Annotated in this window: 9 protein-coding genes and 1 other annotated feature (1 of these 10 running past the window's edge); of the genes, 8 read left to right on the top strand and 1 reads right to left on the bottom strand. The window is 40.0% G+C overall.

Annotated features, from left to right (window positions below; genetic code table 11):
• Positions 1 to 9 precede the first annotated feature (9 nt).
• On the top strand, positions 10 to 858 hold the full coding sequence (locus tag ACESOD_RS05395; RefSeq protein ID WP_373094421.1) for an NAD(P)H-hydrate dehydratase: 849 nt from the start codon (positions 10 to 12) through the stop codon (positions 856 to 858).
• A gap of 23 nt (positions 859 to 881) precedes the next feature.
• Here ACESOD_RS05395 and ACESOD_RS05390 read toward each other — a convergent pair whose 3' ends face one another.
• Entirely contained in the window at positions 882 to 1,067 is a 186-nt protein-coding gene (locus ACESOD_RS05390; RefSeq protein ID WP_223339502.1) for a hypothetical protein, read from the bottom strand.
• A 118-nt stretch (positions 1,068 to 1,185) separates the two neighbouring features.
• On the opposite strand from ACESOD_RS05390, the gene ACESOD_RS05385 reads away from it, so the two are divergent.
• The 7 genes from ACESOD_RS05385 (at position 1,186) to pgdA (ending at position 11,550) form a co-directional block, all read left to right on the top strand.
• Positions 1,186 to 3,639 (top strand): bifunctional DnaQ family exonuclease/ATP-dependent helicase, encoded by a 2,454-nt coding sequence (locus tag ACESOD_RS05385; RefSeq protein ID WP_373094420.1) that lies wholly within the window; start codon positions 1,186 to 1,188, stop codon positions 3,637 to 3,639.
• Positions 3,640 to 3,671: 32 nt separating this feature from the next.
• Entirely contained in the window at positions 3,672 to 4,895 is a 1,224-nt protein-coding gene (locus ACESOD_RS05380) for an FtsW/RodA/SpoVE family cell cycle protein (RefSeq protein WP_373094419.1), read from the top strand.
• Positions 4,896 to 4,905: 10 nt separating this feature from the next.
• Positions 4,906 to 5,457, top strand: a complete 552-nt coding sequence (locus ACESOD_RS05375; protein WP_373094418.1) for a DJ-1 family glyoxalase III — start codon at positions 4,906 to 4,908, stop codon at positions 5,455 to 5,457.
• Between the two features lie 105 nt (positions 5,458 to 5,562).
• Positions 5,563 to 6,126, top strand: coding sequence for an HAD family hydrolase (locus ACESOD_RS05370; RefSeq protein ID WP_007555957.1), 564 nt, complete (start codon positions 5,563 to 5,565; stop codon positions 6,124 to 6,126).
• Between the two features lie 14 nt (positions 6,127 to 6,140).
• Positions 6,141 to 8,087 carry a DNA topoisomerase (ATP-hydrolyzing) subunit B gene (gyrB, locus tag ACESOD_RS05365; RefSeq protein WP_060955519.1) on the top strand — a complete coding sequence of 649 codons (1,947 nt, stop codon included), beginning with the start codon at positions 6,141 to 6,143 and terminating at the stop codon, positions 8,085 to 8,087.
• Positions 8,088 to 8,168: 81 nt separating this feature from the next.
• Entirely contained in the window at positions 8,169 to 9,896 is a 1,728-nt protein-coding gene (gene ezrA / locus ACESOD_RS05360) for a septation ring formation regulator EzrA (RefSeq protein ID WP_070459688.1), read from the top strand.
• A gap of 262 nt (positions 9,897 to 10,158) precedes the next feature.
• Positions 10,159 to 11,550, top strand: coding sequence for a peptidoglycan-N-acetylglucosamine deacetylase PgdA (gene pgdA, locus ACESOD_RS05355; protein ID WP_373094417.1), 1,392 nt, complete (start codon positions 10,159 to 10,161; stop codon positions 11,548 to 11,550).
• An 87-nt stretch (positions 11,551 to 11,637) separates the two neighbouring features.
• Positions 11,638 to 11,708, top strand: a sequence feature (ribosomal protein L20 leader region) (it continues 60 nt past the right edge of the window).

Here is an 11,708-nt window from a genome sequence, read left to right as displayed (position 1 = left end):
GAGTAGTGTATGAAAGAGATTGATCAGGCTCTACTGAAAAAAGTAATCATCGAGCGTCCTCGTTCTAGTCATAAGGGAGACTACGGTCGTCTTCTCTTGATTGGAGGGACTTATCCCTTTGGGGGAGCGATTATTATGGCTGCTTTAGGGGCGGTTAGAAGCGGTGCAGGCTTGGTGACAGTAGCAACGGACCAGGAGAATATTCCAGCTCTGCATAGCCATCTTCCGGAGGCTATGGCTTTTGCTCTTGACGATAAGCAATTGCTTGAGCAACAGTTACAGAAAGCAAGTGTTGTCTTGCTTGGACCTGGACTAGTGGATGATGAGCGTGGAAAACAGCTTCTCCAAACAGTCTTTCATCATTCAAATCAAGACCAGACTCTCATACTGGATGGTGGTGCCCTATCCATTTTTGCTAAGACGGGAATGAAATTTCCTAAGGCTCAGCTTGTTTTAACGCCTCACCAAAGGGAATGGCAAGTCTTGTCAGGATTAGAATTGACTTCTCAAGGAGCTGAGGAAACAGGAGAGGCTTTGATGAGATTTCCTTCAGGAACGATTTTGGTTCAAAAAGGTCCAGCTACTCGAATCTGGCAAGCTGATCAAACTGATTTTTATCAGCTGGAAGTTGGAGGTCCCTATCAAGCGACTGGGGGAATGGGAGATACCTTAGCTGGGATGATTGCCGGTTTTGCAGGTCAATTTCCCCAAGCAAGTCTCTATGAAAGAGTGACAGTAGCGACCTATTTACATTCAGCAATTGCCCAAGAACTGGCTGAGGACAATTTTGTAGTTCTGCCAACCACGATCAGTCAATATATCCCAGCCTTCATGAAGAAAATACAAAAAGGCACCTGAATTTTTCAGGTGCCTTTTAAGGATTAGAAGAGGCCTTTGACCTTATCAACAAGACCGTCAAGTCCTTCTGATCCTGAAACCAAAGCTTGTGCTTGGTTAAGATATTCACCGAGTTGGTCCTTATTTTCTTCGATAAAGGTTTTTGCTGCAGCCAAATCTTTTTTCTCGATTAGCTCTTTTACTTGATTAAACAAATCTAATGGGTTCATGATGTCCCTCCTTTTCTACACTTCTATTCAATCATTTTTTGAAAAAACTTGCAAGAAACTTGACCCTTCCAATAAAGTTCATGGATGTCAAATGCTGTAAATTTTGATATAATTTTTAATGATGAATTTTAGAAATGATCGGTACGTTGTCGTGGATTTAGAAGCGACCAGTACCGGAAGCAAGGCAAAAATTATCCAAGTAGGAATCGTGGTCATTGAAAATGGCGAGATTGTTGACCAATATGCCACGGATGTCAATCCCCACGAACCTTTGGATTCTCATATCAAAGAATTAACGGGCTTGACCGACCAGCGACTAGCAGAGGCACCAGAGTTTTCTCAGGTGGCTGGAAAAATTTTTGACTTGGTCAAGGACGGTGTTTTTGTTGCGCACAATGTCCAGTTCGATGCCAATTTGTTGGCAGAATTTCTCTTTTTTGAGGGCTATGAATTGCGCACTCCCCGTATCGATACAGTCGAGTTGGCTCAGGTTTTTTATCCTCAGCTTGAAAAATACAACCTGGGGATTCTCTGTCAAGAGTTGGGTATTTCACTAGAAAAAGCCCATACTGCCCTATCAGATGCTCAAGCAACAGCAGAACTCTTTCTCTGTATGCGGCAAAAAATGTTTCAATTGCCAAAAGGCTTGTTGGAACGCTTGTTAAGTTTGTCAGATGGTTTATTATATGAGTCTTATCTGGTCATTGAGGAAGTTTATCAGAAGCAGTCGATCCTAGTTGAACATGACTTGGTAGAGGTGCAAGGTTTATTTTTAAGAAAAGAAAAGCCAGCCCTTTCTCCACGCAAACTCTCAAAAGATTTCCAAACCAATATTGACTTGTTGGATTTGGAAGATAGAGCCCCGCAAGCTAGCTTTGCTCAAAAGGTTCAAGATTTTCTACAGAATGAGAAAATTGCCTTTGTGCAAGCTCAGACTGGAATTGGAAAAACCTACGGCTATCTCCTGCCAGCCTTATCACTAGAAAACGAAAAAGGAATCCTCCTCAGTGTTCCTACTAAAGTTCTACAAAATCAAGTGATGCAAGAAGAGGCTTGTAGATTGGAAGAGGTCTCTCACCTTTCGATTCATAGTCTGAAAGGACCACAAAATTACTTAAAACTAGATGCCTTTCACGCAGCTCTAGAGGAAGAAGAGTCCAATCGCTTGTACACACGTTTCAAGATGCAACTGCTAGTTTGGTTGACCGAAACAGAAACTGGAGATTTAGATGAGATTGGTCAGCTTTATCGCTACCAGCAGTTTTTACCAAACTTGGTACATGATGGGAACCTTCCCAAAGCCTCTCTCTTTTGGCTAGAGGATTTTTGGAGACGGGGGCAGAAAAAAGCTCGCTCTTGCCAGCTACTTGTGACCAATCATGCCTATCTCGTTACCCGACTTGAGGACGATCCCAGTCTACTAGAGGGCCGTCTCTTGATCTTGGATGAGGCCCAGAAGATTTTATTAACTTTGGAAAATCTTTCGCAGAAGAGTTTCGTTTTAAACGACATAGTAGACCAGCTAGATCAAGCCTTAGTTCGCGAAAAAGGGACGCTTCAAAGACGCTTGATGGAGAGTATTCGCTTTGAGCTTTGTCACTTGATGGATCAGTTCCTATCTGGCAAACGAAGAATGTGCCCGACGACTACAATGGCACAACTCCAACAGGATTTTTCTGAGTTAGAAGTTCAAGGTTTTCAGGACTATCAGCGATTTTTCTGCACTGATGGAGAATTTTGGCTATCAGCCTCAGACTTGTCTAGCAAGAAGGTTGTCATTTCTTCCAGTCGCAATCAACGTCTGCTCTTTTCGGAGATCTTTCCAGAAAGCTGTCAGCTCTTAGCTGTCTCTGCAACCTTGGAAATTAGTAGCAGAGTATCTTTACCAGAACTAATGGGATTCCCACATGCAGCTTTTGACAAATTGGATGAGAATTTTCAAGAAAATCAAGAAATCTTGGTTGTTAAGGATTTTCCATTGGTGACAGAAACCTCTCAAGAAGACTATGCTCAGGCTCTCGTAGAAGTACTGGAAGATTTGTTCTATATTGAAGAACCCATGCTCGTTTTATTCACTTCAAAAGACCTTTTGTTGCAGGTATCAGATACTCTATCTCTTTCTCATCTAGCCCAGTATAAGAACGGAGATCCTGCTCAACTTAAGAAACGATTTGAAAGAGGAGACTCTCAACTCTTACTAGGGACAGGAAGTTTTTGGGAGGGAGTTGATTTTGCAACTCACCCTCGAGTAATTGAAGTGGTGACACGCTTGCCTTTCCAAAATCCAGAAGATCCCTTTACGAAAAAAATGAATCAGGAACTCCGCCTTGAAGGGAAAAATCCTTTCTATGACTATCAACTTCCTATGGCTATTATTCGCCTTAAACAAGCGATTGGTAGAACTATGCGTCGTCTTGGACAGCGCTCATCTGTCCTTATCTTGGATAGCCGAATGACAAGCAAACGATATGGAAAGCAGATTAGCAAGGCTTTGTCACAGACTAGTCGAGTGAGAGAAGTTGGCAAAGAGCAAGTATTCTCAAAAGTTCAAGAATTTTTACACAAAAAATAAAATAAACATCTGAAAGAATGAAGGAGACCTTTATGAAACGTTCTCTCGACTCTCGGGTCGATTATAGTTTGATTTTACCAGTATTCTGTTTGCTGGTGATTGGAGTGGTAGCTATTTACATTGCTGTCAGCCATGACTATCCTCAAAATATTTGGCCTATTCTTGGTCAGCAACTAGCATGGATCGTCTTGGGAATTGTCATCAGCTTTGTAGTCATGTTTTTTAATACAAAATTTTTATGGCAATCGACTCCCTATCTCTACGCCCTAGGTCTAGTCCTCATGGTTTTACCCTTGATTTTTTACAATCCCAATTTGGTGGCGGCAACAGGGGCTAAAAACTGGGTGTCAATTGGAGGAGTGACACTTTTCCAACCTTCCGAATTCATGAAAATTTCCTATATTTTGATCTTGGCTCGGGTCATTGTCCAATTCACACAAAAACATAAGGAAAAAGAACGAACGATTGCATTAGACTTTCACTTGATATTGTGGTTGATTGTCTTCACACTGCCAGTCTTAGTTTTACTGGCCTTGCAGAGTGACTTAGGAACGGCCTTGGTTTTTGTCGCAATCTTTGCTGGACTCGTCTTGCTTTCTGGGGTATCATGGAAAATTATCATTCCAATTTTTGCGACAGTTGTATCAGGAATTGCAGGATTTTTGGCAGTTTTCATCACAAAAGATGGGCGTGCTTTTATGCATCAGATCGGGATGCCAACCTATCAGATCAACCGTATCCTTGCTTGGCTCAATCCCTTTGATTATGCTCAAACGACCACCTATCAACAGGCCCAAGGGCAAATCGCCATCGGAAGTGGAGGCTTATTTGGTCAAGGATTTAATGTATCTAATCTCCTTATTCCCGTTCGTGAGAGTGATATGATTTTTACCGTCATTGCAGAAGATTTTGGTTTTATCGGCTCTGTCCTTGTAATTACACTTTATCTCCTACTTATCTATCGAATGTTAAAAATCACTCTGAAGTCTAATAATCAATTTTATACCTACATTTCAACTGGATTTATTATGATGCTCTTGTTCCATATCTTTGAAAATATTGGTGCAGTGACAGGCCTCCTTCCTTTGACAGGGATTCCTCTGCCATTCATTTCCCAAGGGGGATCAGCCATTATCAGTAATCTGATTGGTGTTGGATTGCTTCTATCGATGAGTTATCAAACGCATCTAGCCGAAGAAAAGAGCGGTAAGACAAGATTTAAACGGAAGAAAGTTGTTTTGAAAAAAGTTAAATAAGGAGTAAATCATGGCTAAAGTAGCAGTTATCTTAGCAGATGGCTTTGAAGAAATCGAAGCCCTAACAGTTGTGGACGTATTACGTCGTGCCAATATTGTTTGTCATATGATTGGTTTTGAAGCCCGAGTGACGGGATCACATGCCATCCAAGTCCAAGCAGATCGTGTGTTTGATGGTGATTTATCTGAGTACGACATGATTGTCTTACCAGGAGGTATGCCCGGTTCAGCTCACTTGCGTGATAATGAGCAATTGATTGCTGAACTTCAAAAATTTGACCAAGTTGGTAAAAAAGTAGCAGCCATTTGTGCAGCACCAATTGTACTGAATCGAGCCGGTCTTCTCAAGGATAAAGAGTTCACCTGCTATGATGGTATCCAAGAGCAAATTGCTGATGGCCATTATCGAAAGGAAACAGTAGTTGTCGATGGTCACTTGACCACCAGTCGCGGTCCAGCAACTGCCCTAGCCTTTGCTTATAACCTAGTAGAACAACTTGGTGGATATGCAACTGCTTTGAGAGAAGCCATGCTCTATCGTGATGTGTTTGGATTAGATTAACTAAAACGAGAGGAATCTATCAATTAGGGGATTCTTCTCGTTTTTTACTGTTAAAATAGAAGGAAATCGTCGCTTTTTTGATAAAAAAATGCTATAATGAAGGGTATGAAATATCACGATTACATATGGGATTTAGGTGGAACTTTACTTGATAATTATGAGACTTCGACCGCGGCTTTTGTGGAAACATTAGCTCAATTTGGAATCGAAGAAGAACATGATAAAGTTTACAATGCCTTGAAAGTGTCAACTGCTTTTGCGATTGACCAATTTGCCCCAACAATAGAGCATTTTTTAGAAAAATACAAGGAAAATGAGGCGCGAGAGCTTGAGCATCCTGCCTTGTTTGAGGGAGTACCTGCTTTATTGGAGGAAATCTCAGACCAGGGAGGACGGAACTTTTTAGTTTCGCATCGCAATGACCAAGTTTTGGATATTCTTGAAAAGACAGGTATTGCTGGCTATTTTACAGAAGTAGTAACAGCTAGCTCTGGTTTTAAGAGAAAACCAAATCCAGAGTCTATGATCTATTTGCGAGATAAGTATAAGATTAGTTCTGGTATCGTTATTGGTGACCGTTCTATCGATATTGAAGCTGGACAAGCAGCAGGCTTAGCGACGCATCTCTTTAAAAATATCGTGACATTGAGACAAGTATTAGAAATTTAAGAAAAAGGGAAAAAATGACAGAAGAAATCAAAAACCAACAGGCACAGGATTATGATGCCAGTCAGATTCAAGTTTTGGAAGGTCTGGAAGCCGTTCGTATGCGTCCTGGAATGTATATCGGGTCGACTTCAAAAGAAGGTCTTCACCACCTAGTCTGGGAAATCGTTGATAACTCTATCGATGAGGCCTTGGCGGGATTTGCTAGTCATATTCAGGTCTTTATTGAGCCAGATGACTCTATCACGGTTGTTGATGATGGACGTGGTATCCCTGTTGATATTCAAGAAAAGACAGGCCGTCCTGCCGTTGAAACTGTCTTTACCGTTCTTCACGCTGGAGGTAAATTTGGCGGTGGCGGATACAAGGTTTCAGGTGGACTCCACGGTGTAGGTTCATCCGTTGTAAATGCTCTTTCTACTCAGTTGGATGTTCGTGTTCACAAAAATGGAAAAATCCATTACCAAGAATACCGTCGTGGACATGTTGTTGCTGACCTTGAGGTGATTGGAGATACTGATAAAACAGGTACAACCGTACACTTTACTCCAGACCCAGAGATTTTTACAGAAACAACAACCTTTGATTTCGATAAATTAAACAAACGTATCCAAGAACTCGCCTTTCTGAATCGTGGCCTTCAAATCTCCATCACTGACAAACGTGAAGGACTTGAACAAACCAAGCATTATCACTACGAAGGTGGGATTGCGAGCTATGTAGAATATATCAATGAAAACAAGGATGTCATTTTTGAAAAACCAATCTACACTGATGGAGAAATGGATGATATCACAGTCGAAGTAGCCATGCAGTACACAACTGGTTACCATGAAAATGTCATGAGTTTCGCCAATAACATTCATACTCATGAAGGTGGAACCCATGAGCAAGGGTTCCGTACAGCCTTAACCCGTGTCATTAACGACTACGCTCGTAAAAACAAACTCCTCAAAGACAATGAAGATAATCTAACAGGTGAGGATGTCCGTGAAGGATTGACTGCTGTTATCTCTGTGAAGCATCCAAATCCTCAGTTTGAAGGACAAACGAAAACTAAACTTGGAAATAGTGAAGTTGTCAAGATTACCAACCGACTCTTTAGTGAAGCATTTTCAGACTTCCTGATGGAAAATCCTCAGATTGCTAAGCGTATCGTTGAAAAAGGGATTCTGGCTGCGAAAGCCCGTGTCGCAGCCAAGCGTGCGCGTGAGGTTACTCGTAAGAAATCTGGTCTTGAGATTTCAAACCTTCCAGGGAAATTAGCAGACTGTTCTTCAAATAATCCAGCTGAAACTGAACTTTTCATCGTCGAAGGAGATTCAGCAGGAGGTTCTGCAAAGTCTGGTCGTGACCGTGAATTCCAAGCGATTTTACCAATTCGCGGTAAAATCCTCAACGTTGAAAAGGCCAGCATGGATAAAATCCTTGCCAATGAAGAAATCCGTAGCCTTTTCACAGCTATGGGAACAGGCTTTGGTGCTGAATTTGATGTCAGCAAGGCCCGTTACCAAAAACTCGTTATCATGACGGATGCCGATGTTGATGGAGCCCACATCCGTACCCTCTTGTTAACGTTGATTTATCGTTATATGAAACCCGTTTTAGAAGCAGGTTATGTTTATATCGCTCAACCACCAATTTACGGTGTTAAGGTCGGCAGTGAAATTAAAGAATACATCCAACCTGGAGCAGATCAAGAAACCCGTCTACAGGAAGCCTTGGCTCGCTATAGTGAAGGACGTTCAAAACCAACTATTCAGCGTTATAAAGGTCTTGGAGAAATGGATGATCATCAACTTTGGGAAACAACCATGAACCCAGAACATCGTCTCATGGCTCGTGTATCAGTTGATGATGCTGCAGAAGCAGATAAAATCTTTGATATGCTCATGGGTGACCGTGTAGAACCACGTCGAGAATTTATCGAAGAAAATGCTGTCTACAGTACGCTTGACGTTTAAAAAAATTGGGAAATAGTTCCCATGGTTTGAAAAATATGATATAATCATTACAATTGTTTCATGTATAAAAAGGAGTTTGATATGTCTGATAATCTGTTGATTATTACTATGATTGCAATCGCGGCTCTTCTGATTATTGCATATGTTGTGGCAGTTTTGTTACGCAAACGCAATGAAAAGAGGCTGGCAGTATTAGAAGAAAGAAAGGAAGAGTTGTATAACCTTCCAGTTAACGATGAAGTAGAAGCTGTTAAGAATATGCATCTGATTGGTCAAAGTCAGATTGCATTTAGAGAGTGGAACCAAAAATGGGTAGACCTATCACTCAACTCATTTGCGGATATTGAGAATAATCTGTTTGAAGCAGAAGGGTACAATAATTCATTTCGTTTCTTGAAGGCTCAACACAAAATTGATCAAATTGAAAGCCAGATTACCCTTATCGAAGAAGATATTGCTTCCATTCGAAATGCTTTGGCAGATCTAGAAAAACAAGAATCCAAAAATAGTGGTCGTGTCTTGCATGCTTTAGATTTATTTGAAAGCCTGCAGAAAACAGTCGCAGAAGATTCTGAGAAATATGGTCAAGCGCTTCCTGAAATTGAAAAACAATTGGAGAACATCCAATCTGAATTTTCTCAATTTGTGACGCTAAACTCTTCAGGAGATCCAGTTGAAGCAGCAGGGATTTTGGATAATGCTGAAAATCATATTCTCGCTTTGACACATATCGTAGAGAGAATTCCAGCAATTGTTACTAAACTAACGACTGAACTCCCTGATCAACTTGAAGATCTAGAGGCTGGCTATCGTAAGTTGCTTGATGCCAACTATCACTTTGTAGAAACTGACATAGAATCACGTTTACAGTTGTTGTATGAAGCTTTGAAAAATAACCAAGAAAATATTAAAAAATTGGAATTGGACAATGCTGAATATGAAAATACTCAGATTCAAGAAGAAATCAATGCTCTCTATAATATTTTCACACGAGAGATTGCTTCTCAAAAAGTTGTTGAAAACTTGTTGTCAACACTTCCAACCTACCTTGACCACTTAAAAGACAATAATCAAGTCTTGGTGAAAGATATCGAGCGTTTGAGCAAGACCTACTTGATGGCTGAGAGTGATGTAAATCATGTTCGTCGTCTTCAAGTGGATTTGGATTCCCTAGAACTTACAGTTAGCGATTTGACTTCAGAACAAGAGGAATATTCAGAAGCTTACTCTGTCTTGGAAGAACGTTTAGAAAATGTTCAAGCTACATTAAAGGAAATTGAAGATGATCAAGTTTCAGTGAGCGAACGTTTAGTACAGATTGAAAAAGATGATGTTAATGCTCGTCAAAAGGCAAATGTTTACGTCAATCGCCTCCACACGATTAAGCGCTACATGGAAAAGAGAAATCTTCCAGGAATTCCACAGAACTTCTTGAAATTGTTCTTTGCTGCTAGCCATAGTACTGAGGATTTGATGGCAGAGTTAGAACAGTCACAAGTCAACATTGAGTCTGTTAATCGTATCCTAGAAATCGCATCACATGATATGGAAGTTTTGGAAACAGAAACTTACAGTATTGTGCAATATGCAACCTTGACAGAGCAATTGCTTCAATATTCTAATCGCTACAGATCATTTGATGAAGGGATTCAACAAGCCTTCCATGAATCTTTAGAAATCTTTGAAAATGCCTTTGATTATCAAGCATCTTTCGAAAAGATTTCCCAAGCTTTGGAAGTTGCTGAACCAGGGGTAACAAATCGCTTTGTTTCCTCATATGAAAAAACAAGAGAAATCATTCGATTTTAATTAAGAAAAGGCGGTGGGACAGAAATCGGTAGACAAAGTCTCGATTTCGTAGTCCCAGACCCGCGAAGATGATTAGGAGTTTTTGGAGCCTAAAAGACGAACAAAAAGTCCAATCAGCTACCGCATCAAAGTTTGATTGTAAATAAAAAGTGAGGTAGGGATCTTTTTTCCCAACCTCTTTCTTTTACCTATCTTTTTTGAAAAAATGGACATTTTCCTATTTATCATTGAAATTATAGGCCTGATTTGATATGATAAAACTATGACAAAAAAAAGAACAAACCGTAAAGCAAACGACAAGAAGAGAAGAAATTTGTGGATTATTGTGGGGCTTCTATTCTTCACAATCTTAACATTAGGTGCTGGTATTGCTTATAAAGTCTTGACCAAGCAAGCTTTTGAGCAAAAAATTGAAGCACTGAAAAAAGAAAAAGATGATTCCTATTCACAAGGAAGTCAGAAAGATCATTTTCGTAAGGGGCAGGCAGAAATCATCACCTACTATCCTATGACGGGGGACAAGGTGATTACCTCTGTTCAGGATATCATTGTAAAAGATATTACGGATAAGGTAGAAGATAAAGAACATTTGATTTTTTACTACTCTGAAAAAGATTCTTCTTCCATCAAAGGTGTGGAGAGCCATCTTGTAAAAAAACAGGCCTATGACCTGAGTGATTCTACTGTTGTGGAATTAGAAAATACCTCATTAGATCAGCTTTATCTTAAGGAAGATGGGACCCTGTTTACATTAGATCAGCTCTTTACAGATGCTAGCAAAGCTAAAGAGAAGTTTCTTGAGGATATCAAGTCAACGCTCCAAGATAAAAAGATTGAACAAACTCTTGTTGATCAAGTAATAGCCGATTTTACAGCTAGCGATTTATCATCTTGGAAGTTTGCATACAAAGATAGTCAATTGGTTCTTTATCCAATCAAAGCAACCAATAATGTAGAAGAAATAGCTTTGCCTATTTCAGACTTCTTTGATGTTATCCAATCGTCCTATCTAACTGAAAAGGATGCAGAACTTTATAAGAAGGCTCAGGCTGAGAAAAATAAAAAAGTAGTAGCTCTTACCTTTGATGATGGACCAGATGGAAATACAACACCACAAGCTTTAGATAATCTAGCCAAGTATAAGATCAAAGCAACCTTCTTTGTACAAGGAAAGAATATTGCAGGTAATGAGTCGATTCTTAAACGTATGCAGTCTGAAGGTCATGAAGTTGGAAACCATAGTTGGAATCACCCGGTTTTAACAAAACTGTCATTGGAAGACGCTAAGAAACAGCTTACAGATACCGAAGATGCTATTACAAAAGTTCTTGGGAAAAGCTCTAAATTGATGCGTCCACCATACGGAGCAATCTCAGATGATATTCGCAATAGCCTTGATTTAAGCTTTATCATGTGGGATGTGGATAGTTTGGATTGGAAGAGTAAAAATGAAGCAGCGATTTTGACAGAAATTCAGCGTCAGGTAAGCAATGGATCTATCATTTTAATGCATGATATCCATCAAACATCTGTTAATTCACTACCAAAAGTAATTGAGTATCTACAGGAACAAGGATATAGTTTTGTGACTGTATCAGATCTACTCAACACTCGTTTGAAGCCACATGAGATTTACTATTCTCGTAACCAGTAAGTTCACAGTAGGCAAATATTTAAAAAAATTAAAAAAAGATAGTTTTAATCTTGACAAGTAGGGGAAAACTTGATATCATATAAAAGTTGAGAAAAGCAGAAGTGAGAACTTCTCGCCTTGCGACTAACGTTGTCTGGCCCCTACGGATCAAATTTCAG

The organism is Streptococcus oralis (assembly GCF_964238205.1).
In the GTDB taxonomy this organism is placed as follows: domain Bacteria; phylum Bacillota; class Bacilli; order Lactobacillales; family Streptococcaceae; genus Streptococcus; species Streptococcus oralis_CZ.
This window is presented reverse-complemented; position numbering and strand designations above follow the sequence as displayed.